Here is a 26,030-nt window from a genome sequence, read left to right on the forward strand (position 1 = left end):
CACAGGGTCCTAAGATTAAAATCAGGGCAACACTGAATCTATGGCCCTAAGTAAGAGATCAAGCGCATGATCCCGCGCTGCTAGCCGCACGTTTTCGCGGCCTAAGGCGCCGAACTCGACTGTTTCGGTCTGCGTTGCTGTGCCGTTGGTGATCCCAAAGCAGACACGACCTTCGGGTTTGAAGTCGGACCCACCGGGGCCAGCTATCCCTGTGATCGACACTGCAAGCGTTGCGTTGGAATGTGCCAGCGCACCGCGGCACATCTCATCAGCGACCTGTTCACTCACTGCACCAAAAGCATCTAAGGTTTTGGCTGACACACCCAACATCGCGATTTTAGCGTCATTGGTGTAGGTGACAAAACCCCGATCAAAAATTGCCGAACTTCCCGCGATATCGGTGATTGCAGCAGACACCATCCCACCTGTGCAGCTTTCTGCTGTGGCGATGACGATGCCTTTGGCGCGTGCAATTTCGAGAAGGCGGGCAGCGCGGCTCACATCAGCACCAGATGAAACAGCGCAGCAAAGCCGATGGTCACAATCGCGGCAAAGACACCCGCAATCACATCGTCAAGCATAACGCCCATAGCGCCACCTTTGCGATCCGCCCAACCGACAGGACCGGGCTTTGTAATGTCAAACAGGCGGAAAAAGATGAATGCACAGACCCAACCCGGCCAGAGGCGGGTTACGTCGATGTTCATCATCGATGCACCGTAGATCACGGGCGCAAGGGCGATCCATTGGCCGACAACTTCGTCGATAACGACCTCGGACGGGTCGTGATCGTCTTTGCCGTCGATGTAGATGTTGGTGAAATACAGCCCCTTGAGGAACCCAGCGACAATCGCAAAAGCAAAGAACCAAACGCCACCGATTTGATAAATCGCCCAGGCAAAGGGCAGGGCGGCCAACGATCCCCACGTGCCGGGGGCAGGGCGCAAGAGGCCGACGTAAAAGACGGTTACAGCGAGACGAGCGAGTTCTTTCATAGTTTCACCAATGTTGCTGTTGCAATAGATGCGATACCTTCTTCGCGACCTGTAAAGCCGAGCCGTTCTGATGTGGTTGCCTTGACGCTCACGCGCGTCTTATCAAGCCCCATGATCCGCGCCATTTCGGCTTTCATGGCGGCCGCGTGCGGGCCGACCTTTGGTCGTTCGCAGATCAGCGTGCAATCAACATGAGTGATGGTAAAGCCGTTTTCACGCGCCAAGGCACATGCGTGTTCGAGGAAAATATAGCTGGCGGCACCCTTCCATTGCGGATCGGAGGGCGGGAAATGTTGGCCGATGTCGCCCATCCCAAGCGCACCGTAGATTGCATCCGTCACCGCATGCATCCCAACGTCCGCGTCCGAATGACCCTTGAGCGCCTTGTCATGAGGGATTTTTACGCCGCAGAGCCAGACATGATCACCGTCCTCAAAAGCGTGAACGTCAAACCCGTTGCCAGTGCGAATATCCATGTCGGCCCTCAATATTGCTTCGGCTCGCGCAAAATCTTCGGGAGCCGTAATTTTAATGTTCGTCTCGTCGCCCGCAACGATCGCAACGTCAAGCCCAGCCCGTCGAGCGACCTCCACATCGTCAGCAGCGTCGCCAACTAGGGTGCGATGGGCGGAAAGGATCGCATTATAGTGAAACCCTTGCGGCGTTTGTGCTCGGTATAGGCCATTGCGATCCTGCGTGCCAATGACGGTTCCGGCTTCCCCTCGCCAGAGGGCATCGGTCACCGCGAGGGCTGGCGCAGCGGCGGGGTAGGTTTCCAATGCGGTAGTGACACGATCGATAACCGCTTGGGGCACCAATGGACGCGCTGCATCGTGGATCAATACGAAATCAGGTGCGGTTTCAACCATCGCCTCAAGCCCCGCCCGAACAGAGGCAGCGCGGGTCACGCCACCGGCAACACAGCGGCAGCCCGTCAATTCGGTAGCACGATCCATGTCGTCGGGATGAAGAACAACGACAACCAGATCACAGCTAGAAAAACGAGCAATAGACCGCGTGAGGATCATCTCGCCCGCGATGCTGCGCCATTGCTTGGGGATGTCGCCACCCGCTCTGACACCGCGTCCCGCCGCCACAATCAATGCTGCTGTCGTCATTAAAACCTCGGTTCGTTTTGCTCAGTCTTAAGCGCCTCAGGCGGGTCACGCAAACCATGATAGCTTTGCGGGCGTTTTGATTAAAAATTAAGCAACAACACGCAAATGCCTAAATATTATCGCTGATTTTATTGTGGGTTGAGTGCGAAATGGCTAGATCAGAACCGAACGCTCAACAAATAGGCAAAATTGGTGGTTCGGAACGATTCCTTATTGATTGGTGATGTGGCCCTAACGCCGACAGTGGCGCTGGCTCCGCTTGCGGGGATCACTGATCTGCCGTTTCGCCAACTGGTGGGTGAATTCGGTGCAGGTTGGGTCGTGTCCGAAATGGTTGCCAGTCAGGAAATGATCCAAGCCAAACCCGGTGTCCGCGAAAAGGCTGAACTGGGATACGATCAGGCCAATACCGCCGTTCAGATCGCAGGGCGCGAGGCCTATTGGATGGCAGAGGCTGCTCGGCTGATCGAGGCCAACGGCGCGCGGATGATCGATATCAACATGGGCTGCCCCGCGAAAAAGGTGACGAACGGCTACTCGGGTTCGGCCTTGCTCAAGGATTTGGACCACGCACTCACGTTAATTGAGGCGGTCGTGGACGCGGTTTCCGTGCCTGTCACTCTCAAGACACGTTTGGGCTGGGACGATGCGCTACTGAACGCTCCAACGCTCGCCAAACGCGCTGAAGATGCAGGGATCAAGATGATCACCATCCATGGCCGCACGCGATGCCAATTCTACAAAGGCAAAGCAGATTGGGATGCGATCCGTGCGGTCAAAGATGCGGTGACGATCCCCGTGATTGCGAACGGCGACATTGTAGACACCAAATCGGCTAGAGAGGCACTCGATCGATCGGGGGCAGATGGCGTGATGATCGGGCGAGGCGCCCAAGGGCGGCCTTGGGTTCTCGCGCAAATCGCGGCCGATCTTTCTGGCGCTAAAGCTCCAGAAACGCCAACCGTTGCGGAATTTATCGACCTAGTTTCAAAACATTACGAGGCGATCCTTTCATTCTACGGGATCGACCTTGGCGGGCGTGTCGCGCGGAAACATTTGGGTTGGTACATGGATCAAGCCGCACCAAGCGCAGAGCTCCGCCGCGCGGTTCTAACAGAAAAAACACCAGAACAGGTTCTGCGTCTTTTGCCCGACGCGCTATGTGACATGGAAAGACGTGCAGCATGATCAATGATCAAAACCTATGGAATTCGCTGCCTGTTCCGGCCTTGTTGCTGGGTGGGGATGATACGATCCTCGACAGCAACCCCGCTGCTGAAAGTTTCCTCAATCTCTCATCCAAAGCCCTGACGGGCGCGAATGTTTGGGAAAAGGTGATGATTGACGCGCCGATGGAAGAGGCCTTTGAACGGGCGCGGAAGTACAAAACGTCACTCTTTGTAAACGACATCGATGTGGGATCGGGTGAACGCCCGCCGATGCAATGCAACATCCAATTTTCTCCGCTCCAAGGCACCGAAGACCAGATGGTGATGATGATCTCACCGCGCGAAATCGCGAGCCGCATGACGATCAACACGTCGTCGGGAAAGGCCGCAAAGTCCGCCATTGGTATGGCTGAGATGCTGGCACACGAGATCAAGAACCCGCTGGCGGGGATCACGGGAGCGGCGCAATTGTTGTCGATGAACCTCAATTCTGAGGATCAGGAAATGACCGACCTGATCGTCGATGAATGCCGCCGCATCGTGAAGCTCTTGGAGCAGGTCGAGCAATTCGGAAACCTTCGCCCACCTGTCGCAAAGCCCGTGAACATTCACGACATCTTGGATCGCGCACGGCAATCAGCTTCAATCGGGTTTGGCGCGCATATGATGTTCGTCGAGGACTATGACCCGTCGCTGCCTCAAACAATGGCGGACGCGGACCAGTTACTGCAGGTGTTCCTGAACCTGCTGAAAAACGCCTCCGAGGCAGGCAGCACGGGCGGCACTATCCGCCTGCGGACCTTCTACGATCCGTCGTTGCGCGTGCGTCGTCCTGACGGAACCCATGCACGGTTGCCGCTTCAGATCGAGGTGATCGACGATGGCCCCGGATTGCCACCCGAAATCGCGGCAGATGTATTTGAACCCTTTGTTTCTGGACGAGAGAACGGAACGGGCCTTGGCCTTGCGCTGGTGTCGAAATTGATCGCCGACGTTGGTGGGTGGATTTCGGTGGACTCCGTTCCTGGACGCACCTTGTTCCGCATTTCACTACCTCTTGCGCCCAAAGACCTACAATTGACTGACGGAGAGACCTAATGGACGGCACAGTCCTCGTCGCCGATGACGACCGCACAATTCGCACCGTTTTGACCCAAGCATTGACGCGGGCTGGCTGTAAGGTCCACGCCACGTCGTCGATCGTGACGCTCATGCGCTGGGTCGAGGAAGGGAAGGGCGATCTGGTTATTTCCGACGTGATTATGCCCGACGGCAATGGTCTGGAACAGCTGCCCAAGATCGCAGAGCTTCGACCTGGGCTGCCTGTCATAGTAATTTCGGCACAGAACACCATCATGACGGCGATCCAAGCGGCCGAAGCAGATGCCTATGACTACTTGCCCAAACCGTTTGACCTACCTGACCTGATGAAACGTTCGGCGCGTGCGCTGGAAGTCAAACGCCGTGCGCCTGCGCCGCGTAGTGACAGCGATGAACGGACTGGGGATTTGCCTCTCGTGGGGCGGACAGCAGCGATGCAAGCGCTTTATCGGCTTGTCGCACGCGTGATGAACACTCCGCTTCCTGTGTTGATCACGGGCGAAAGTGGTACGGGTAAATCATTGATTGCCCGCGCAATCCATGACCTATCCGACCGTCGGAGCCTGCCGTTCGTTGTTGTGGCACCCTCTGACCTAGAAGGGATGGATGGCCCCAGCACAGTGATCGCACGTGCCAAAGGCGGTTCGGTCCTTTTTGATGAGGTCGGGGACCTTAGCCACGACGCTCAAGCGCGGATTGTGCGGATGCTGGATGCCTTGGGCGAGAACGCGCCGCGGATCATGGCGACAAGCCAGATTGACCTGATGTCGCGTATGGAGTCTGGTGAGTTCCGCGAGGACCTGTTCTATCGTCTATCGGGCGTAACGATCGCCGTTCCATCGCTTCGCGAACGGGTTGATGACGTTGCCATCCTTGCTGAACACTTCCTATCGAAATCAGAGCGTGACGGCATGCCTGCACGCCGTCTGTCCCAAGGGGCGCTGGATTTGGCCCGTGCTTACAGCTGGCCTGGCAACGTGCGTCAGTTGGAAAACGCCATGCGTCGATTGGTTGCGACTGCTGCCGAGGAAGAAATCACGCGCAGTGAAATGGAGATGATCCTCAGCAACCAGCCTGCGATGGAGCCGCTGCGCAGTGGCGACTCTGGTGACAAACTCTCGGCTTCGGTGACCAAACACTTGCGTCGGTATTTCGATTTACATGGCGGCGTGCTGCCGCCTTCAGGGCTTCACCAACGTATCTTGCGCGAAGTTGAGACGCCGTTGATCGAGATTGCACTGGATGCGACAGGCGGCAATCAGGCGAAATGCGCCGATCTTCTCGGGATCAACCGAAATACGCTCAGAAAGAAGATCACTGAGCTCGATATCCGCGTGACACGGCGCCGTAAGTTGATGTAAATTGGCCACACAACAGTGGCGGAAGAGTCGCAATGACCTTTTGACCACATAAGGCGGTAGCGGGGAAAACCTCGCATTTTACAGGACGAGCGGGTGCAACACTCCCTCTTGGGTCAGATCCTCAGCCAGTTCAGCTGGTGGAGACGAAAGCGTTCAGTTCAGAACGCTGCAACGCTCGGGTTGGTTCTTTTAGGGCCAACTCTTGTGGCGCTTACCTTTGTTGTTTTGGGACCCCTGGATCAAGGCGCTGCGGATAATTCGCTGCGTCTCGTCTTGCTTGCTGACTTTGTTTACATTCTCGTCGTTGCATCGCTCGTCATGCAGCGCGTGGCGAAAATGGTCGCAGCCCGTCGCGCACGATCTGCAGGCTCACGCCTTCACCTTCGTTTGACAGGTGTTTTCGCACTCTTGGCGCTGATCCCGACGGTCATGGTCGCTATTTTCGCGGTTCTGTCGATCAACATGGGCCTTGAGGGGTGGTTTTCGGAACGCGTTGGGAATGTTCTGAACAACTCACTCTCCGCGGCGCAGGCTTATAAGGACGAGCACCGTCGTGAATTGACCCGCGATGGGGAGGCATTGGCGGGGTATCTCAACCTCAAACGCCAAGCGACTCCATTCATGACAGATGGCCAAATCCGCGAGGCACTCGCCGCCGTTCAACCGCAAATCGACCGCACCCTCACTGAGGCGTTTGTGATTGATAGTGCAGGTGATTTCCGTGCCCGCGCCGTGGGGTCCTATGAGTTTGACCTCGAACGCCTCACACCCGAAGAGATTGCCGTTGCTGATGCGGACGGCCAACTTTTGATCGAGGACTGGGATAACAACGAGTTTCGGATCGTAATTCCGCTGGAAAGCTACCTTGATCGCTATCTCTATGTGAGCCGCGCGGTCGACGGGAGCGTCTTGTCGCTTCTTGACGAAACTGAACAAACTGTGGGCCTTTACAACCAGTTAGAAAAAGAGCGTGGACGTTTGTTTTTTGAATTCGGCCTCGTTTACCTCGGGTTCGCGTCGATCCTGATCCTTGCCGCGATTTGGCTTGGCCTTTGGTTCGCGGAACGCCTCGCACGGCCTGTTGGGCGTCTTGTGACCGCCTCGCACCGCGTTGGTGAAGGTGATCTAGATGTTCGTGTTCCAGAGATCGTAGGCGATGATGAAATCGCGCAATTGGGTCGCGATTTCAACAAGATGACAGAGCAACTTAAGGCGCAACGAACGGAGTTGCTGGAGAACACGCAGCAGATTGAGGGTCGCCGAAGGTTGTTCGACTCTGTGCTTGGCTCGATTACGTCGGGGGTTATTGGCCTCGACCCCAATGGCAATATCAGTTTTGTAAACCGCTCGGCGCGTCGATTGCTCGACATAGACAGCATGCAAAAAGATGTGGCTCTGTCAGTCGCCGTCCCAGAATTCGGCCCCGTGTTTGACGCCCTGCGCACCGAAGGACGTGAAGTCGTTCAAGAGCAGCTGAACCTGATAAGGTCCGGTAAACAAGAGACTTTGTTGGTTCGTATGGGGACACGGCGTGCGCAAATCCAAGGCGAGGGCGACGCCGCACTCGAAGGGTATGTTGTAGCGTTTGACGACGTGACCGACCTCGTGACCGCTCAGCGTACTGCGGCGTGGGGTGATGTCGCCCAGCGGATTGCGCATGAGATTAAGAACCCACTGACGCCGATCCAATTGTCTGCGGAACGGATCAAACGCAAGTTCGGGCCTAAAGTTGGTGAAGAGAGCGACAGCCTGACTCAAATGACGGACGTCATTGTTCGGCAGACGGGCGATTTGCGGCGCATTGTTGATGAGTTCTCTAAATTCGCAAGGATGCCAGAGCCCGTCAAAACGACCTTCGATTTGGTGAAGCTACTCAAGGATTCCGTTTCACTTCAAGAAGTTGGCCAGCCGACCGTTAAGTTTGTAAGTGACGTCCCAACTGATCACGTAGATGCCGAAATTGATCAGACAATGATTGGGCAGGCCCTTACGAACCTGATTAAGAACGCTGGCGAAGCCATTGAAACACGTCAGGAAAAAATGGGGGCCGACTTCACACCAGAGATCCGCGTGACGATGGCCGTTGATAGCGGATTGGCGCGTATCACGATTTCTGACAACGGCATCGGTTTGCCTGAGGATCGTGCGCGACTGTTTGAACCCTATGTCACCACCCGCGACAAGGGCACCGGCCTTGGCCTGCCGATTGTGCGCAAAATTATCGAAGAACATGGCGGCACTCTCACACTTGAGGACGCCGAAACCTATGACGGCACCGGCCATTTTGGCGCGATGGCTGTTATTGATCTACCTGTGCTGGCGGCGGTACCGCAAGACCAGAAAACGTGAGTTTATGAGGGACTTATGGGCGATATTTTAATCACCGATGACGAACGCGATATCCGCGAACTCATCTCGGACATTTTGAAAGACGAGGGTTTTTCGACCCGTATGGCTGCTAATGCAGATGAATGCATGGGGGCAATCGCGGCAGAAAAACCTGCGTTGATGATCCTCGATATTTGGCTCAAAGACAGCCACATGGACGGGATCGACATTTTGTCGAAGGTGAAAAAAGACCATCCCGAAATTCCGATTGTGATCATCTCTGGCCACGGCAACATTGAGATTGCAGTCGCTGCGATCAAACAAGGCGCCTACGATTTCATCGAAAAGCCTTTTAATATTGATCAGTTGCTGGTCGTTATTAAACGAGCAATGGAAACATCGCGCCTGCGTCGCGAAAACATCGCCCTGAAACGGTCTGATGGCCCGACGGCGGAAATGCTAGGCGATAGCGCAACATTCCGCATCATGAAATCGCAACTGGATAAGGTCACAAAATCCAATGGCCGCGTGATGTTAACGGGTGGTCCTGGTGCGGGCAAAGAAATCGCAGCGCGGTACATCCATGCGAATTCGAACCGCGCGGATGCTCCGTTTGTAGTGGTCAGCTCTGCGTCGATTGATCCAGATCGAATGGAAGAAGTTCTGTTCGGGCGCGAAGGCACCGAGCGTGGCCTAGAGAAAGGGCTACTGGAGCAGGCGAATGGTGGCGTCATCTATTTCGATGAAATCGCGGATATGCCGTTGGGAACACAAACAAAAATTCTACGTGTCCTTGTTGATCAAAAGTTTTCTCGCGTCGGCGGTTCCGATGTGATCGAAGTCGATCTTCGTGTGATCTCATCTACCAACCGTGACCTGAATGCCGAGATTGAGGCGGGTAATTTCCGCCAAGAACTCTATCACCGTCTGAACGTTGTTCCGATTGAGGTCCCGACCTTGGAAGAGCGGCGCGATGATATTCCGCTTTTGGCAGAACACTTTATCGCTGAACTGAACAAATCGCAGGGCCTGCCAATGCGGGCGTTGTCCGAAGATGCCCGCGCCATGCTCCAAACCATGATTTGGCCAGGGAATGTGCGTCAGTTGAAGAACGTGATCGAACGCGTTCTCATCCTTGGCGATAGTTCCGAGCCGATCAGCGCTAAGGAGCTTCCAAATGTTGAGGAGAGTGCTGCGACCGAAGGGCGGATCGTTCTGTCTGGGGCACTTGCGACTTTGCCGCTTCGCGAAGCCCGTGAACTGTTCGAACGTGAATATCTGCTGACCCAAATTAACCGATTTGGTGGCAACATTAGCCGCACCGCGTCCTTTGTCGGGATGGAACGGTCCGCGCTACATCGCAAATTGAAATCACTGGGCGTTGTGACGACCAGCAAGGCGGGCGCGCGGATCGCCCAAATCGAACAGGATTAATTGCTGTTAGAACGATGAAATGATAGCGCGCAGGTTGTTTTCGATGCTGCGCGCTGCGTCCTGCGCACTGTGGCGGCAGGTATCGCGAAGCATGAAGTAGACCTCAGGTCCAGATGCGACAAACACCATATCGCAGGCCTGATAGAAAGAGGTTCCGAGCTTCTGGCGCAGCGGGTCCATCGCCAGTCGGATCAGAGCCAAGCGTCGTGCTGCGTAGGGAATAGCGGACACGTCAGAATTTGCGGCAGATGCCAATTTTTCCTGCGTTTTCGCGATAAACAACCGATATCCAGCCTCATTTCGCATCACGAAATCAATCACGATACGATTGGCGAGATTGACGCGATCAATGACAGACAAATCCTCAGTGCAGTTCGATTGAAAATGCTGGATGAAGTCGGCCTGCGCTCCGATGTCTTGGCTCGTGACGGCTTCGAGTTGGAGCGTCTCTGGGTTTGGAAAATAACGGTAGGCCGTCGCGGTGGAAATCCCTGCACGTTCGGCGACAGTTGCAACGGTGACCACGCTTTGTTCAGCCATCAACTCTCGGGCGGCGTTCAAAAGTTGGTTTCTAGTTTTTGCCTTTTGAGCAATCCGACCGGTCGATTGAACCATTGAACGATGTAGTTTTGACATCACTAAACTCTTCTTACTGGATAATGTGCTGCGAATTTTATTCTTACAATTCAAGCATGACGATAGTTAATCCAATACACGCCATGGATTAGTAAGGAATTCCTTACCTGAGCGTCAAAGAAAGGGCTTCCATTGACCCTTTCCTGTGCATCTGCCACTTGTAGCCCAACCAAGATATTAGGAAGCTCGGTCATGAAAGTTATCATTTGTGGCGCTGGTCAGGTTGGTTGGCAGATTGCGCGCCACCTGTCTTCGGAACGAAACGACGTAACCGTTGTTGATAACAACCCCGAGCTGGTGCGCCGCGCGACAGAGACCTTGGACGTGAACGGCGTAACTGGACATGCATCCTATCCCGACGTGCTGGAACGGGCAGGGGCGCGGGATGCCGAAATGATCATCGCCGCAACGCATTCTGATGAAGTGAACATGGTCACCTGTCAGGTGGCGCACTCCGTTTTTGCCGTTCAGCGCAAAATCGCGCGCTTGCGGGCTCAAAGCTATTTGGACGCGATCTATTCCGATTTGTATCGTCGCGATCATTTGCCCATCGATGTGGTGATTAGCCCTGAACGCGAAGTGGCAGAGGCCGTACTGCAGCGGTTGTCATCGCCAGCGGCCTTTGACACAGAGAACTTCTTTGAGGGGAAGGCACAGCTTTTGGGGATCACCGTCCGCGAGGATTGTCCCGTTATCAACACGCCTCTGCGCCAGTTGACCGACCTGTTTTCCACCTTACGCGCTATTGTTGTCGGTATTCGCCGCGAGGGAACACTGTTCGCGCCTGCTCCAGGTGATCAGATTTTCCCGGGCGATGACGTGTACGTTTTTACCAGCACCGATGACATGACACGAACGTTAGAGGTGTTTGGCAAAACCAACGTCAAACAGGAGCGCGTGGTGATCATCGGTGGAGGCAATGTAGGCCTCGCTGTAGCGCGGGCACTGGAAACCAGTACGGACCGCGTTCGTGTGAAGGTAATCGAGAAGAACCGTGCGCGAGCTGAGATTGCGGCTGACGCCCTTGAACGGACGATTGTTCTGCATGGTGACGGCTTGAACGCGGCGCTCCTTGAGGAGGCCAACGTAAGCAGCGCGGATGCAGTCTTGGCGATTACGGACGACGATAAAACGAACATGCTGGCAGCGGTGCGTGCGAAATCTCTTGGCGCTGGTATGTCGATCTGTTTGACCAACGATCCGACTTTGGTGCCGTTGATGGGGCCGCTCGACATCGACGCTTATATTAATCCGCGCGCCACAACGGTTTCGTCGATCCTACGACATATTCGCCACGGTCGCGTACGGGCGGTTTATTCGATTGGTGATGCCGAAGCAGAGATGATCGAAGCCTATGTCCTCGGTACTTCGCCGATTTCTGGGCAGCGTATCAGAGAGATTGATTTCCCAGAGGGCGTGCTGGTCGGTGGGATTTTCCGTGATCGGAAATACCTCAAACCCACTGGCGACTTGCGAGTCGAAGAAGGGGACATCGTTGCGATCTTTGCGATGACCTCTGATGTTCCTGCAGTGGAACAGTTGCTTCAGGTTTCGATCGATTTCTTCTGATGCTTAAGCGGATCACAGACCTTCCGTTTTTTGTCCTCCTTATGGGGATCTCGTCTCTGGCGATGATTGCGCCTGCGGCTTTTGCATTGTCGCATGGGCACCACGCGATTGCGCGTCCGTTCTTTTATTCGATGATCCTGTTTATGTTGCTGACGACCCTGATCGGGTTCGCAACACATGGCCAGCAACCGCGCCGTGTGGCGCGTAGCCACCTGATCACTTTGGTCGGCGCCTACCTGATCCTACCGATCCTGCTCGCCGTTCCATTTCACGAAGCCCACGGTCGAACGACCTTTTTCGATGCGTGGTTCGAAATGGTGTCGGATTTCACCACGACGGGTTCTACTCTCTATGACAGCCCTTGGCGGATGAATGCAGCGCTGCACCTTTGGCGCGCGATCGTGGGTTGGATGGGTGGCCTGTTTATTTGGATCACCGCTGTCGCGATCCTCGCCCCAATGAACCTAGGTGGGTTCGAGGTTCGGAACGCGGGTGCACCTCAGGGCACTGTGCAGAGCTTTGTTCAAATCACGCGGGTCGCAAATACGTCCGAGCGTTTGACGCGCTACACCCTGCAACTTGCGCCGCTTTATATCGGGCTGACATTCGCACTTTGGGTTGGCCTGTCGGCGGTCGGTGAACGTCCCTTTGTCGCTCTCATCCACGCGATGTCCACCATGTCGACCTCAGGGATTTCCGCGACGGGCGGTTTGTATTGGGCCAATGGTGGCGTTCTTGGCGAAATACTGATCTTTGCCTTTATGTTCTTTGCGGTCTCTCGTCTGACCTTCAGCAGCGACATCCTCGCCCAAGAAAAGGGCCGTTTGCGCAAAGACCCAGAGATACAAATGGCGCTCTTATTGATCACGATTGTGCCGACGCTCTTGTATCTGCGCCACTACGTTGGCGTCCTTGAGGAACATCGCATCCACGGACTTTTCACAGGCCTTAAGGCACTCTGGGGCAGCGTGTTCACTGTGATGTCGTTCCTGACCACGACAGGATTTGAATCACGTTACTGGTCGATAGTCGCGGATTGGTCCGAACTCTCAACGCCGGGGTTGGTTTTGCTTGGCCTGTCGATCACAGGCGGCGGGATTGCGACGACCGCGGGCGGGGTGAAGCTCTTGCGGGTATATGCACTGTTCCGCCATTCCGAACGCGAATTGGAACGGCTGGTTCACCCTAGTTCCGTCGGTGGATCGGGCCAAGAGGCGCGTCGCATTCGTCGGCAGGGGGCGCAGATCGCATGGGTGTTCTTCATGCTCTTCGCGCTATCTATCGTCGGCGTACTTACAGCACTTTCGCTAACTGGCGTGCAGTTTGAGAACGCAATGGTGCTCGCCGTTGCCGCGCTGTCGACCACGGGTCCCTTGGTCGAAATCGCAGCTGAGGCACCGATTTCAATCTCTGGCGTGACCAATGAGGCCAAGATGGTGCTGGCGCTTGCGATGGTTCTAGGGCGGCTTGAGGCGCTGGCGATTATTGCTCTTTTCAACCCCGATTTTTGGCGCAAATAGACCCTACGATAGATGGTTGATTTTGGGGCTGGAATCTCTTTCGCGGGTTAGACATACTCACACCAAAGACGGAGGCCGGTCCGCGGCCACAAGAACAAAGGATAATATCAATGGCGGCCGACAAGCAGAACCTTCAGGATGCTTTTCTTAACCATGTTCGCAAAGCTAAAATCTCGGTCACTATCTTTTTAGTGAACGGTGTAAAACTGCAGGGCGACATCACGTGGTTCGACAATTTCTGTGTGCTCCTGCGCCGCGATGGTAAATCGCAACTGGTGTATAAGAGCGCGATCTCCACGATAATGCCGGCTGCCCCTGTCAGCCTTTATGACGGCGAAGAGTAAGACCATCATGGAGGAAACGGACAGGCCTGCAACGCGGGCCTGGGTGCTCCACCCAGACATTAAATCAGATCGTAACCGCCGTGCTGCTGCTCCGGCGCTAGAGGAGGCTGTCGCACTTGCGGCGGCCCTTCCATCGTTGGAGGTCTTTGGTGCCACGGTCGTATCGCTGCCCAAAGTTCAGCCGGGTTATTTGTTCGGCTCGGGCAAGATCGAGGAATTGAACCAGCAGTTCAAAGCCGAAGAGATCGAACTCGTCTTGGTCGATGGCCACCTGAGTCCCGTTCAGCAGCGGAACCTTGAAAAGGACTGGGGTGTTAAGATCCTCGACCGTACGGGCCTGATCCTCGAAATTTTCTCGGATCGTGCACGTACCCGCGAAGGTGTGCTGCAGGTCGAAATGGCTGCCTTGTCCTATCAACGCACACGGCTAGTGCGGGCTTGGACCCACCTTGAGCGTCAGCGTGGTGGTTTGGGCTTTGTGGGTGGTCCGGGTGAGACGCAAATCGAGGCCGACCGCCGTGCCATCGACGAACAGCTCGTTCGTCTGCGTCGCCAGTTGGACAAAGTGGTTAAGACGCGCGAACTGCACCGCAAGGCGCGCGCTAAGGTGCCGTTCCCGATTGTCGCGCTGGTTGGTTACACCAACGCTGGGAAATCGACGCTGTTCAACCGCGTGACCGGTGCGGAGGTGTTTGCCAAAGACATGCTCTTTGCGACGCTCGATCCGACGATGCGTCGTCTCAATTTGCCTAGCGGTGAAGAGATCATCCTCTCCGACACGGTGGGCTTTATCTCTGACCTGCCGACCGAGCTGGTCGCATCCTTCCGTGCGACCCTCGAAGAAGTTCTCGACGCCGATTTGATCGTTCACGTCCGTGACATCAGCCACGAACAGACCGAAGAACAGTCCGAGGATGTTCATACCATCCTCCAGTCACTTGGCGTTGCTGAAACAGCGCCGATGATCGAGGTCTGGAACAAGGTTGATCGCCTTGATGACGAACAAGCCGACGCAGTGCGGACACAGGCGGAGCGCACCGAGGATATCTTTGCAATTTCGGCGATTACGGGCGAAGGCCTAGATACGCTGCTCGACGCGATTTCATTGAAACTGCGTCCGGACCACATGATCGAGGTTCTGACCCTGCCATTTAGCGCAGGCAAAGCACGGGCATGGCTGTTTGCACAGGGTGTGGTCGAAGCGGATGTTCAGACCGACGAAGGCTATCAGATGACGGTCAAATGGACACAAATCCAGAAAGACCGCTACGCCCGCCTCTGATCAGTTCGGCACCAGCACGGTAACGCCCACGGCACCCGCACGCGCAAGGGATGGATCGAGCGACATGGGGATATATTCCCCGCGTCGCCACAATTCGCCCATGTCATCGTAATAGCGGCTGAGCGGGTGGCCAGACTGACCTGTGGAGATGATAAAGACGGAACTATCTGGGTCCGCAAAATCATAAACCCCACGATACCCAGCAGCGTGAACATTGCGGAACGGGGTAGGGTCGACGCCGGAAGTCAAACCGCGCAAGAGCGTGTTGTCGCCGCCAGATGTCGATTGGTGAATATTCACGAACCAGCGCAAAATGGGTGCATCTGCGAGCGTCTTGTGCAAGTGAACCGCGGTATGAGCATCGCCCCAGCGAAGCGACTCAAGCGAACCGCTCTGGTTCTCAGAAATCCAGATCAACGCTTCATCCAAAGACTGCCGCGCAATGTCGACGCAGGTCTCAACAGGTGCAGATTGGATCACGTCGCACCAAGCGGAGGCACCACCGATATCGCGATAAACCCGTTCAATGAAAATAGGATCAACATGGGTAAAGGCGTCCGCCACATCTCCCAGTTCATCGCGGATCAAACGATCCTGTAACGCACGCATCCATGCCGCATAAATCAGCGGCTCGGGCAGGTGTTCGTTCATTTCACCATTCCACGAGGCCAACATATCGAGCGCCTGCTGACGGCGACGTTCTGGTGTGCCATCGGGTGCAGGATCGCCGGTGAACCACAGGTCCGCACCAACGAGAGGCAAGAGCGAACGGGCAGTGTAGCTGACTGTATCCAACTGCGCTTCGATAAAGCTTTCCCGCGTGTGAACGCCTCGCGCCTGCATGAGGCGCTGCCAACGATAGATACGCTGACTGTCTCCCCAGACATAGGACACATGGTTCGGGAACGCAGCGGTGCTGGTTTTGTTGTTGGTGTTGCCGATGATACCGCCTTCGGGATCGACGATCGACGGATTGCTGTCATAGGGCAGGGTGCCGCGCCATTGGTTCTGCGGAAGATAGCCATACGTCGGCATGCGGCCCTTGCTCTGGTGGGCTTCGTCGCGCGACGGGATCGCACCGATGGTTTGCATAGCAATCCCATTCGGATCGGCCAGCATCAGGTTCTGAGCGGGTGCAATATAACTCCGACCCGCATCAATCGCGGACCGAACAGAGCGGGAGCGCATGATGCCCATGGCCGCCGATAAAGACGTGTCCTGATCGCTTAGCCCCGTCCAAGCCAGAGAGACGACATGACCCGCTGGACGAATGGTTGCGAGGTTAAACTGATCGGGCGGCAGAACAGGTCCGTTCTGGGTCCATAAGAGTTTAAGGGTCACGGCAGGCGCATCGACGATTTCAATGATGCTTTCGCGAGTTACAAAGTCGGCCCAGCCATCCGCGGTGCGATACCGATTGGATTGGTTTTCATCGACCTCCTCGAGGTAGAGGTCCATATCGTCGGCCCAAGCGCTGGTGATCCCCCAACCGAGGCTCGCGCTGCGTCCCGTGAGCACCACAGGTACACCGGGGATTGTTGCGCCAATCACGCCGCCAGTTGATAGCTCCAAACGTGCCAAATACCACGGCGACGGGGCGGTCAGCATCCCATGCGGATCATTGGCGAGAAGGGTCGATCCGGACGTCGATCGTGACGGACCCGCAGCCCAAGCATTCGAAGCACCCGAAAAATCAGCGGCAGGAAAACCCGCGCGCGAAGCGTCGGACCAATCGAACGCAACTTCGGTCGGCAGATCGTGAATAAGCGACGCATAGGATGGCAGCGCAGTGACGCTCGTTCCCGGAACCTCTGGCAATATATCATGGATACGGTCGTTAGAGATGCGCTGCGACACGCTGGCGCGCAGAACTTCGGCCTGAAGGTGGCCGCTTTGACGGAAGGCATAGAGTTTAAAGAGCGCGATACTATCGGCAGGCTGCCAAGGGGCGATGGGCTGATTGAACACCCACATCTCTGGCGCGCCACGACCACGTACGCCGTTATTCACCTCGGTCAACCAAGCGTTCACCCCAGCGCTGTAGGCTTCAAGCGCGGCTTTGGTTTGGTCATCCTGCGCCTCAACGCTCGATAACGACAGATTATAGAGATCCAGACGCCGCATTAGGATATCGGACGGCAGCATCGATTGCCCGAACACTTGTGCCATGCGTCCTTGAGCGGTGCGGCGATCGGTGATCATCTGCCACATGCGGTCTTGGGCATGAGCAAAGCCGAGGGCAAAGAACACATCGGGATCGGTTTCGCCGAAAATATGCGGCACGTCAGAATTATCGCGCACGACCTCGACCGTTGCGCCCAAACCATTCACGGCGATCGTTTCGTTGTAATCGGGCAGGGACCGTGAGGCGAAATAATAGGCCAGCACGAAAGCCGCCAAGGTCAAGCCAATGAGCCCCGACGCAAGCCAAAACATCAAACGAAACACGGTGATCATACTGCCCCCAACGTACAGCATCGGCGTTCGTTATGGTGCCGACGGCTCTACTTATCGTGATGGTGCATATTCGGCAAAAGCAAAAGGAACAAGCCCGCGGCCAAATATGAAAACGGGGCCCAGAGGCCCCGCTTTGTTAATTTTCTGGAAGCATGCCGCGGGGATTGAACCGCAAGACAAAGAGGAGGACCAAGCCCATGGTAAAGAGCCTCATGTGCGCTGCGGCCTCTGTGATGCGAACGGCAACCCAGTGACCTTCGGGCAATCCGTAAGTCAACACTTGAGCAAGCCACTGACCCAGCGGTTCAACCTTGACCCAGAGCCACCAGATCAGGAAGCCACCGAGAACAGAACCGAGGTTATTGCCAGAGCCACCAACGATCACCATCACCCAGATGAGGAAGGTGAAACGCAGCGGGTGATAAGACGCGGGCGTCAACTGCCCATCAAGCGTTGTCATCATCGCACCTGCGAAACCACAAACCGCAGACCCGAGGATAAAGATCTCGAGGTGACGGCGGGTGACGTTTTTACCCATAGCACGCGCAGCTGTTTCGTTATCCCGAATGGCGCGCATCATACGGCCCCATGGGCTGTGACGCGCCAACTGCGACAGAACGAGGATCGTAACGAGCACGGCGGTGAACAAAAGCGCGTAGCCGATTTTCACATAGAGCGTCGAGGCAGTCACAGGATCGAGGCCAAGGCTCGCCGCATTCGCCACAAACTCGGCACTCTGCTGAAGGTCGACTTCGTAAGGAACAGGACGAGGCAAGCCGTTCACGTTCTTTGCACCACGAGACAACCACTCTTCGTTCTTAAGGATCGCAACGATGATCTCGGCGATGCCGAGTGTCGCAATGGCGAGGTAGTCAGACCGAAGACCAAGCGCTGTTTTGCCGATAATCCACGCAGCACCCGCCGCAAGGAGACCACCAACAGGCCAAGCTACCAACACAGGCAGGCCAAGGCCACCAATGTTACCAGTCACAGACGGGTTGATTGCCTCAACCGCTTGAACGCCGCTATCGAACACAGCGCGGTAGAGAAAGAAACCACCGATAAGGATCGCGAGGGTCAATGCGCCACGCAGACGCCCTTGGGGCAGTTTCATGCGCATAAGGATCGTACCAGCTATGGTCAGCGCACCAAGGATCAGACCAAGGATGATCCGATACCCACCAGCCGACCAGCTCTCTGTCACGGGCGGAAGCGAGGTGATCACAACTGCCAGACCACCCAAGGCCACAAAGCCCATGATGCCCGTGTTAAACAGACCTGCATAGCCCCACTGGAGGTTCACCCCCAACGCCATAACAGCCGAAACCAGCGCCATGTTCAGGATCACCAAAGAGGTGTTCCACGAGCCCGAGAAAATCCAAAAGTTCGTGCTGCCCTCAATGATAAAGAGCGCAGCCATGAAACCAAAGAATAGGATTGCACGCATGGATTGGGTCATACGGATTGCCCCTTGAATAGGCCGGTCGGTTTAAACAGAAGCACGACAACGAGGATCGCGAAACTGACCGCAAATTTATATTCGGTCGACATCAACTGCAGCAGGCCGTTTGGCTCTAGTGCTTCGGGCAGCAGATAGATCGCGACCTTTTTCCAAACGTAGGTGACCATGACCTCTGAGAAGGACACGACGAACCCACCGACAATCGCCCCAAGCGGGTTGCCGAGGCCACCAACGATCGCGGCTGCAAAGGTCGGCAGCAGCAGCTGGAAATAGGTATAGGGCGAATAGGCTTTATCGAGACCATAGAGAACGCCAGCCGTCGTCGCGAGCATAGCCACGATCACCCACGTCACCATCACAACGCGGTTCGGGTTGATACCCGACAGGAGCGCCAAATCTTCGTTGTCCGAGAAGGCGCGCATGGATTTACCAGTGCGGGTCTTGTTCAGGAACCAGAACAGCCACGCCACAATCGCGATTGCGACAACGAGGGTCAGAACTTGGGTCGTGCGCAACGAGAGGGCTTCGTCCAAACCAGACCACTCTTTGAAATCTCGCGCCTTGATGATGAACCGCGTGCCGTCGTCAAAGGTTTGGTCCTTCACGCCAGCCATAAAACGAATAAGACCGTTCATCACGAACATAACGCCTAAAGATGCCATCACAAAGATGATCGGAACAGCACGTTTCTTGCGATAAAAGCGGTAGATCGCAAAGTCGGTGCCGACGAGCAGAACAGCCGTAATCGCAATGGCAAAGGGCAGGGCGAGGAGGGCGGTTGGAAGCGGCCCGAGGCTGATGCCCCACGATTGGAACAACGTCGTAATGCCAATGGTTACGACGGTGCCAAAGGCCATCGTGTCGCCATGCGCAAAGTTAGAGAACCGCAGGATCGAATAGATCAGCGTCACACCCAACGCACCCAGAGCAAGCTGAGCGCCATAGGTCGTTGCGGGAATGATAAGGAGGTTGGTGATCGCCACCACAGCGTTGAGGAAATCCATATTAACCCCCGAGGAAGGAACGGCGGACTTCAGGGTCGGCCAGTAGGTCTTTGCCCGTGCCAGTGTGGGCGTTTGCGCCCTGAACTAGTACATAAGCACGGTCGGCGATTTCGAGCGCCTGTTTGGCGTTCTGTTCCACCATCAGGATCGGAATACCTGTTCGGCTGACCTCAATGATACGGTCGAAGAGTTCGTCCATCACAACGGGCGATACGCCAGCGGTTGGCTCGTCAAGGAGGAGCACTTTGGGCTTTGTCATCAGGGCACGGCCAACGGCAACCTGCTGACGTTGGCCACCAGACAACTCGCCCGCGGCCTGAAAACGTTTGTCACGCAGGATCGGGAAAAGGTCATAGACCTGTTCCATCGTCTCGCGGAAATCGTCGGTGCGGATGTAGGCGCCCATTTCGAGGTTCTCTTCGACCGTCATCGATGGGAAGATGTTGCGCACCTGCGGGACAAAGCCCATGCCTTTTATCACCCGCTCTTGCGGCGAAAGTTTGGTGATGTCCTCACCATCAAGGCGCACAGCACCAGAGCGGACGTTCAGCATCCCAAAGGTCGCCTTCATCGCGGTCGATTTACCAGCCCCGTTCGGGCCAACGATCACGGCGATTTCGCCTTTGTTCACAGAGATTGTGCAATTGTGGAGGATGTCAGGACCACGGCCATAGCCGCCCGTCATATTGTCCCCGATCAGGAATGGTTCGCTCATGCGCCCACCTTGTCTTTGTTCTTGAGGCCAGTGCCGAGGTAGGCTTCGATTACCTGCTCGTTTGCCTTGATTTCAGCGAGTGTTCCTTCGGCCAGAACCTTGCCCTCTGCCATACAAATGACTGGGCCACAGATCTTACCGATAAAGTCCATGTCGTGTTCGATCACGACGAAGGTGTAGCCACGCTCTTTGTTGAGCTGGAGGATAGCATCACCAATTGTCATGAGGAGAGTGCGGTTCACACCTGCGCCGACTTCGTCGAGGAACACGATCTTTGCGTCGACCATCATCGTGCGGCCAAGCTCCAACAGCTTTTTCTGACCGCCAGAGAGATTGCCCGCTTTTTCGTCCGCCAAATGGCTGATGGTGAGAAACTCTAGAACCTCATCCGCTTTGGCACGCAGGGCGCGTTCCTCGTCCGCGATACGCTTGCGGCCGAACCACGTGTTCCAGAGGGTTTCGCCCGTTTGACCAGCGGGAACCATCATCAGGTTCTCACGGCAGGTCATCGAATGGAATTCATGCGCAATTTGGAACGTCCGCAGGAGGCCCTTACCGAACAGTTCATGCGGCGGCAGGCCAGTGATATCCTCACCGTCCATCATCACACGTCCAGAAGTCGGCTCAAGAACGCCCGCTATCACGTTGAAAAGAGTGGTTTTTCCGGCACCATTTGGACCGATCAAGCCAGTGATCGAGCCTTTTTCGATGCTCAGAGAAGCTCCGTCTACGGCATGAAAGCCGCCGAAGTGTTTATGGAGGTTGTCGACGACAATCATTTTGATCCCCAACGGCGCGATTGATCGCGCTCATCTTATGGAAAACGGCGCGGGGACAAACCCCGCGCCGCAAAGAACGTCATTTCTGACGATTAGCGGTATTCAGCGGTTACCATTTCGCCACCCTCAAAGGTGACAACGCGGTAGGAACCAGCAGCTTCGCCGCCGTTTACCAGTTCAACGCCAGTCGCGCCAATCAGGTCAACGTCGCCGCCAGCTGCGAGGATTTCGAGAGCTTTGCCCAGTTCGCCCGGCATGATCGGCTCACCCGGAGCGTTCGCAACCGACTCTACATATTCTTTGTAGATGTTCGGGTCGGTCGAACCAGCAGCCTGCATAGCGAGCAGGATCAGAGCAGCAGCGTCATAGGATTCCGACGCATAGGTGCCTTCGCCGTTGAAGCCTTCTGCAAGGCTAACAAACGTCTGGTAGCCGGGGTTGTCCGAACCAGGAGCCTGACCGTAGGAGCCGTCGATGTCAGCACCGAAAGTTGCCGGCAGTGCGTCACCGATCATCCCATCAGGGAAGTGGAACAGGTCAAATGCGCCAGCGTCGATCGATGCGCGAACAATATCGCCGCCACCTTGGTCAACGTAGCCAGCTACAACCAGACGCTCACCGCCAGCGGAGGACAGCGCTGCAACTTCTGCAGAGTAGTCACCTTTGCCAACGTCGTGCGCAGCAGAGATGGTGACGGTGCCGCCCATGCCTTCGTATGCAGCTTGGAAGCTGTCAGCGAGGCCTTTGCCGTAGTCGGAGTTGATGTAGGTCAGAGCAACCGAGCCAACGCCTTGCTCTTTGAGCAGTTCAGCCATCACAACGCCCTGACGTGCGTCAGACGGTGCGGTGCGGAAGAAGAGGCCGTTGTCTTCGACGGTCGACAGACCCGGGGAAGTCGCGGACGGCGAAACCATAACCATGCCGTTCGGCACAGCAACGTTCTGGAGGATCGCGCCGGTTACACCAGAGCAGTCAGCACCAAAGATACCAGCAACGCCTTCAGCGATCAGTTCTTCGGCAGCAGCGGTCGCAGCAGCAGCGTCAACGCAGGTCGAGTCCTTGCGGATCGGCGTAACAGTCATACCGCCGAGCAAGTTGCCCGATGCAGAAACTTCGGCCATCGCCATTTCGGCGCCAGCAGCCATGTCAGGTGTCAGCGATTCGATCGGACCAGTGAAACCAAGGATAACGCCCAGTTTCACTTCGTCTGCCGAAGCAGCACCAGCAACCAGAGCGGTGGCCGCAGTGGCCAGCAGCAGTTTTTTCATTTTTAGACTCCCTATCGGATGTTCTTATCCTGTAGCGAAGCTAATTGGACCATTTGGAAAAGTGAAGCGGTGACGCAAGGTGAATTTTCCCGCAGACAGGGGTAAACTCCGTCAATTGGCCTGCGAGACGCCTAAAACGGTTAAGAAACCAGAGATTTGACTAGTCGCGACGCCCATGTGCACCGCGTTCGCGGTAGGGTGTGGTCTGGTAATGTGCACGATAGCATTTCGAAAAATGCGACGGTGAGGCAAAGCCGCAGGCGAGAGCGACGTTGATCACACTCATGTCGGTTTGCATAAGTAGGTTCCGCGCCTTTTGAAGACGCAGTTCCATATAATAGCGCTTTGGCGACCGTGTAAGATATCGACGGAAGAGGCGCTCTAGCTGGCGGGTCGACATGCCCACGTCTTTGGCAAGGGTCGCGGGGCTAATAGGCTCTTCGATGTTCTGTTCCATCATCTGAATCACGCGGCTCAGTTTTGGATGGCGAACACCGATGCGGGTCGGGATAGACAGACGTTGTGTGTCTTGGTCGGTGCGGATCGACGAATAAATCAGCTGATCTGCCACTGCGCTGGCGAGCTCTTCACCGTGATCGTCCGCGATGATTTTCAGCATAAGATCGAGGGAGGCCGTGCCACCCGCAGCCGTAATGCGATTTCCGTCGACGACGAAAACCGATTTCGTCAGGTCAACTTCTTCGAATTCTTCGGCAAAGCTGTCTTGGTTTTCCCAGTGGATCGTCGCACGTTTTCCATCAAGGAGACCCGCTTTTGCCAGCGCATAGCTCGCCGTGCAGAGACCGCCCATGACCACGCCACGACGCGCCTCACGACGGAGCCAATTCAGCACGCGTTTGTTCGTGGCTTTTTGAACATCGATTCCACCGCACACGATAACAACATCGTCGCGGGTGAGTTCATCGAGGTCCATCTGCAGCTTAAATTCAGTTCCGTTCGAACAGGCGACCATTTCGCCGCCATCACCCGCGAGAGCCCATGAATACAGCTCAGCATTCGACATGCGGTTCGCAATGCGCAAACACTCCACCGCGCTGGCAAAGGACAGCATAGTAAATTGTTCCAAGAGCACGAAGACAAAACGCTTTGCTTTCTTGGGCGCTTCGACTTCGACGATTTGAATTTCTGTGTCCATTTGGGTCTCGAAAACGGTGGTGATTTTCGACCACAACATCTTTTTCTCGACAAAGGCAAGAGTTGTTTGTTTGCGACCTCAGTGTCGCTAAAGGACAGGTCACAAATTGAGTAAAGTGATTTTTACGTTGCCGTGTCAAAGTCAGAAGCTATAAACGCGTCCTGATACCGCTAAAATCGATTATGCGGGTCGAATTTGAACGCAAAACGGAGCGAGACAATGACCGAGTGGCAGAAAACGGACTGGCGTGCAAAACCGCGGGTTCAGATGCCCGACTATACGGATGAGGCAAAGCTGAACGCTGTAGAAGCGAAGCTGGCAAGCTATCCGCCCTTGGTCTTTGCTGGCGAGGCACGCAAACTCAAAGCGAAACTAGGTGCAGTTTCCCGTGGCGAGGCCTTCCTTCTTCAGGGCGGTGACTGCGCTGAAAGCTTTGCTGAATTTTCGGCTGATAACATCCGCGACACCTTTAAGGTGATGCTGCAGATGGCAATGGTTCTGACCTACGGTGCGAAGGTTCCTGTGGTCAAAGTAGGTCGTATGGCTGGCCAGATGGCAAAGCCGCGTTCGGCACCGACCGAAGTGATCAATGGCGCGGAACTGCCGAGCTACCGTGGTGATATCGTCAACGGTTTCGACTTCACGCCTGAGGCTCGTATTCCTGATCCAGACCGTATGCTGCAGGCCTACACGCAGGCCGCTGCAACGCTGAACCTTCTGCGCGCATTCTCTACAGGCGGTTATGCTGACCTGCACAAAGTGCACTCTTGGACGCTTGGTTTCACCGCGTCTCCTGAGGCAGAGCGTTACCGCGAACTGGCAAACCGCATCAGCGATACGCTTGATTTCATGAACGCTGCTGGCATTCGTGATGAGGCGAACCATGCGATGCAGACCGTCGACTTCTTCACCAGCCACGAAGCGCTGCTCTTGGAATATGAAGAAGCTCTTTGCCGTCTGGATTCGACCTCGGGCAAATGGCTTGCAGGTTCGGGTCACATGATCTGGATCGGTGACCGTACCCGTCAGCCTGATGGCGCGCACGTTGAATTCTGCAAAGGCGTTCAGAACCCGATAGGCCTGAAATGCGGTCCTTCGATGACTTCTGGTCACCTGAAATCGTTGATGGCGTCGCTGAACCCACAGAACGAAGCAGGTCGTCTGACTCTGATCGCGCGTTTCGGTGCAGGCAGCGTCGGTGAACATCTGCCACGCCTGATCAAAGCTGTTCAGGAAGAAGGCGCAAACGTTGTTTGGACTTGTGACCCGATGCACGGCAACACGATCAAGTCGTCGACCGGTTACAAGACCCGTCCGTTCGACAGCGTACTGCGTGAAGTCCGCGAATTCTTTGCAGTTCACAATGCCGAAGGTTCGATCCCGGGTGGTGTACACTTTGAGATGACAGGCAAAGACGTCACCGAATGCACGGGTGGTGTTCGCGCTGTGACTGACGAGGATCTGAGCGATCGTTATCACACCGCCTGTGACCCGCGTCTGAACGCGTCGCAGTCTCTGGAGCTTGCGTTCCTTGTTGCGGAAGAACTCTCTGCGCGTCGCGAAAAACTGGCAGCAGCGGCAAACGCTTAATCGCGGTCGTTGTCGACAACCAAACGAAGGGCCGGCCGTTGGGTCGGCCTTTTTCGTTCGCCCGCATAGAGCGCCTGATCAAAGGCCTGCATGGGGGCCATATTGATCTTCTCGTGGCGGATAGGAGCAGGGCCATTAATTGAGAACCGACGTGCGCTGCGGCCCTGAATTCCCTCAGTCACAATTGCACCAAGTGCCCGCGTCGGGATTCCGTTCACACCCGCGAGCGGCATCAAGAGGAGCCGCCCTGTAAACTTTGGACGAGAGAGGCCACGTTGAGTGGTCAGTGACAGTTCGACAATCGCTGGATCGGCAAAACACGCCTCAACATAAGTCTGTAAACGATCCCGTTCGGCAGGTTCAAACAGCATGGACAGAGGCATACCGCGCGCCTCCATCATCATGAGATCGTTGATTTTTTGACCGCTGACCCGCAACCGCCCAACACCCGGGGCCACACGTTCCAAGATAAAAGAATAGGGCAGAGCCGCGTCAATTCGCGTTGGATCAATGGCACGACGTTCGGGCAACGTTTTAGGGCCGCGCAATTCATGCCAATAGGCCTCAAGCACCTTGAGCGTTTCGCTATTTGTTTGGTGTGGCTTGTCCATGTCGCACATCCTTAACGGGTCTTTCAAATTCATAAAACAATTCATTCAAATTGACACGACCCTTCGCGCATCAAGGTTAACAGGCCGTCGCGCCACTTGCCGCAGTGCCCCAATTTGCATTAAGCCATTGG

At 55.6% G+C, this 26,030-nt stretch carries 22 protein-coding genes; 10 read left to right on the forward strand and 12 right to left on the reverse strand.

Features of this window, described 5'->3' with window-relative positions:
• Window positions 1-21: 21 nt before the first annotated feature.
• From AC07ED_RS06640 to AC07ED_RS06650, 3 genes are read right to left on the reverse strand one after another with little or no spacing between them, the layout of a single operon-like run.
• Window positions 22-501, reverse strand: a complete 480-nt coding sequence (locus AC07ED_RS06640; RefSeq protein WP_105235075.1) for a CinA family protein — start codon at window positions 499-501, stop codon at window positions 22-24.
• On the reverse strand, window positions 498-995 hold the full coding sequence (locus AC07ED_RS06645) for a phosphatidylglycerophosphatase A family protein (protein WP_105235076.1): 498 nt from the start codon (window positions 993-995) through the stop codon (window positions 498-500). The genes AC07ED_RS06640 and AC07ED_RS06645 overlap by 4 nt, the downstream gene beginning before the upstream one ends.
• Window positions 992-2,113 (reverse strand): bifunctional 2-C-methyl-D-erythritol 4-phosphate cytidylyltransferase/2-C-methyl-D-erythritol 2,4-cyclodiphosphate synthase, encoded by a 1,122-nt coding sequence (locus tag AC07ED_RS06650; protein WP_105235077.1) that lies wholly within the window; start codon window positions 2,111-2,113, stop codon window positions 992-994. Before AC07ED_RS06650 ends, AC07ED_RS06645 begins: the two co-directional genes overlap by 4 nt.
• Window positions 2,114-2,338: 225 nt before the next feature.
• Between AC07ED_RS06650 and dusB the strand changes: the two genes are divergently transcribed.
• From dusB to ntrX, 5 genes are all read left to right on the forward strand, one after another.
• On the forward strand, window positions 2,339-3,301 hold the full coding sequence (dusB, locus tag AC07ED_RS06655; protein ID WP_478241985.1) for a tRNA dihydrouridine synthase DusB: 963 nt from the start codon (window positions 2,339-2,341) through the stop codon (window positions 3,299-3,301).
• Complete coding sequence (locus AC07ED_RS06660) at window positions 3,298-4,380, forward strand: two-component system sensor histidine kinase NtrB (RefSeq protein ID WP_105235078.1); 1,083 nt, start codon at window positions 3,298-3,300, stop codon at window positions 4,378-4,380. The genes dusB and AC07ED_RS06660 overlap by 4 nt, the downstream gene beginning before the upstream one ends.
• Window positions 4,380-5,744, forward strand: a complete 1,365-nt coding sequence (locus AC07ED_RS06665; protein WP_105235079.1) for a response regulator — start codon at window positions 4,380-4,382, stop codon at window positions 5,742-5,744. Before AC07ED_RS06660 ends, AC07ED_RS06665 begins: the two co-directional genes overlap by 1 nt.
• 93 nt (window positions 5,745-5,837) lie before the next feature.
• The gene (locus AC07ED_RS06670) at window positions 5,838-8,093 is read left to right on the forward strand and encodes a sensor histidine kinase NtrY-like (protein WP_105235080.1); all 2,256 of its coding nucleotides are present in this window, start codon (window positions 5,838-5,840) and stop codon (window positions 8,091-8,093) included.
• Window positions 8,094-8,108: 15 nt separating this feature from the next.
• Complete coding sequence (ntrX, locus tag AC07ED_RS06675; protein ID WP_105235081.1) at window positions 8,109-9,506, forward strand: nitrogen assimilation response regulator NtrX; 1,398 nt, start codon at window positions 8,109-8,111, stop codon at window positions 9,504-9,506.
• A gap of 6 nt (window positions 9,507-9,512) precedes the next feature.
• On the opposite strand, the gene AC07ED_RS06680 is transcribed toward ntrX, so the two are convergent.
• A complete protein-coding gene (locus tag AC07ED_RS06680) occupies window positions 9,513-10,142 on the reverse strand; it encodes a TetR/AcrR family transcriptional regulator (protein ID WP_105235082.1) in 630 nt (209 codons plus the stop codon).
• 192 nt (window positions 10,143-10,334) lie between these two features.
• Here AC07ED_RS06680 and trkA point away from each other — a divergent pair, with 192 nt between their 5' ends.
• The 4 genes from trkA (at window position 10,335) to hflX (ending at window position 14,857) form a co-directional block, all read left to right on the forward strand.
• Window positions 10,335-11,711, forward strand: coding sequence for a Trk system potassium transporter TrkA (trkA, locus tag AC07ED_RS06685; RefSeq protein ID WP_105235083.1), 1,377 nt, complete (start codon window positions 10,335-10,337; stop codon window positions 11,709-11,711).
• On the forward strand, window positions 11,711-13,231 hold the full coding sequence (locus AC07ED_RS06690; protein ID WP_105235084.1) for a TrkH family potassium uptake protein: 1,521 nt from the start codon (window positions 11,711-11,713) through the stop codon (window positions 13,229-13,231). The genes trkA and AC07ED_RS06690 overlap by 1 nt, the downstream gene beginning before the upstream one ends.
• A gap of 110 nt (window positions 13,232-13,341) precedes the next feature.
• The gene (gene hfq, locus AC07ED_RS06695) at window positions 13,342-13,575 is read left to right on the forward strand and encodes an RNA chaperone Hfq (protein WP_067545032.1); all 234 of its coding nucleotides are present in this window, start codon (window positions 13,342-13,344) and stop codon (window positions 13,573-13,575) included.
• Window positions 13,559-14,857, forward strand: a complete 1,299-nt coding sequence (gene hflX / locus AC07ED_RS06700; protein ID WP_245918152.1) for a GTPase HflX — start codon at window positions 13,559-13,561, stop codon at window positions 14,855-14,857. The genes hfq and hflX overlap by 17 nt, the downstream gene beginning before the upstream one ends.
• Here the strand turns inward: hflX and AC07ED_RS06705 are convergent, their stop codons facing one another.
• The 7 genes from AC07ED_RS06705 to AC07ED_RS06735 form a co-directional block, all read right to left on the reverse strand.
• The gene (locus AC07ED_RS06705; RefSeq protein ID WP_105236350.1) at window positions 14,858-17,314 is read right to left on the reverse strand and encodes a penicillin acylase family protein; all 2,457 of its coding nucleotides are present in this window, start codon (window positions 17,312-17,314) and stop codon (window positions 14,858-14,860) included.
• Between the two features lie 136 nt (window positions 17,315-17,450).
• On the reverse strand, window positions 17,451-18,773 hold the full coding sequence (locus tag AC07ED_RS06710; RefSeq protein WP_105235086.1) for a branched-chain amino acid ABC transporter permease: 1,323 nt from the start codon (window positions 18,771-18,773) through the stop codon (window positions 17,451-17,453).
• Window positions 18,770-19,780, reverse strand: coding sequence for a branched-chain amino acid ABC transporter permease (locus tag AC07ED_RS06715; RefSeq protein ID WP_105235087.1), 1,011 nt, complete (start codon window positions 19,778-19,780; stop codon window positions 18,770-18,772). The genes AC07ED_RS06710 and AC07ED_RS06715 overlap by 4 nt, the downstream gene beginning before the upstream one ends.
• A gap of 1 nt (window position 19,781) precedes the next feature.
• Window positions 19,782-20,495, reverse strand: coding sequence for an ABC transporter ATP-binding protein (locus AC07ED_RS06720; protein WP_105235088.1), 714 nt, complete (start codon window positions 20,493-20,495; stop codon window positions 19,782-19,784).
• Window positions 20,492-21,274, reverse strand: a complete 783-nt coding sequence (locus tag AC07ED_RS06725; protein ID WP_105235089.1) for an ABC transporter ATP-binding protein — start codon at window positions 21,272-21,274, stop codon at window positions 20,492-20,494. The genes AC07ED_RS06720 and AC07ED_RS06725 overlap by 4 nt, the downstream gene beginning before the upstream one ends.
• Window positions 21,275-21,366: 92 nt before the next feature.
• A complete protein-coding gene (locus tag AC07ED_RS06730; protein WP_105235090.1) occupies window positions 21,367-22,542 on the reverse strand; it encodes an ABC transporter substrate-binding protein in 1,176 nt (391 codons plus the stop codon).
• A 160-nt stretch (window positions 22,543-22,702) separates the two neighbouring features.
• Entirely contained in the window at window positions 22,703-23,698 is a 996-nt protein-coding gene (locus tag AC07ED_RS06735; RefSeq protein WP_105236351.1) for a GlxA family transcriptional regulator, read from the reverse strand.
• Between the two features lie 219 nt (window positions 23,699-23,917).
• Here AC07ED_RS06735 and AC07ED_RS06740 point away from each other — a divergent pair, with 219 nt between their 5' ends.
• The gene (locus tag AC07ED_RS06740) at window positions 23,918-25,288 is read left to right on the forward strand and encodes a class II 3-deoxy-7-phosphoheptulonate synthase (protein WP_105235091.1); all 1,371 of its coding nucleotides are present in this window, start codon (window positions 23,918-23,920) and stop codon (window positions 25,286-25,288) included.
• On the opposite strand, the gene AC07ED_RS06745 is transcribed toward AC07ED_RS06740, so the two are convergent.
• Window positions 25,285-25,899 (reverse strand): PAS domain-containing protein, encoded by a 615-nt coding sequence (locus AC07ED_RS06745; protein ID WP_158664510.1) that lies wholly within the window; start codon window positions 25,897-25,899, stop codon window positions 25,285-25,287. The two genes, AC07ED_RS06740 and AC07ED_RS06745, sit on opposite strands and share 4 nt — an antisense overlap.
• Between the last annotated feature and the right edge of the window lie 131 nt (window positions 25,900-26,030).

This window comes from Aestuarium zhoushanense (genome assembly GCF_056431045.1).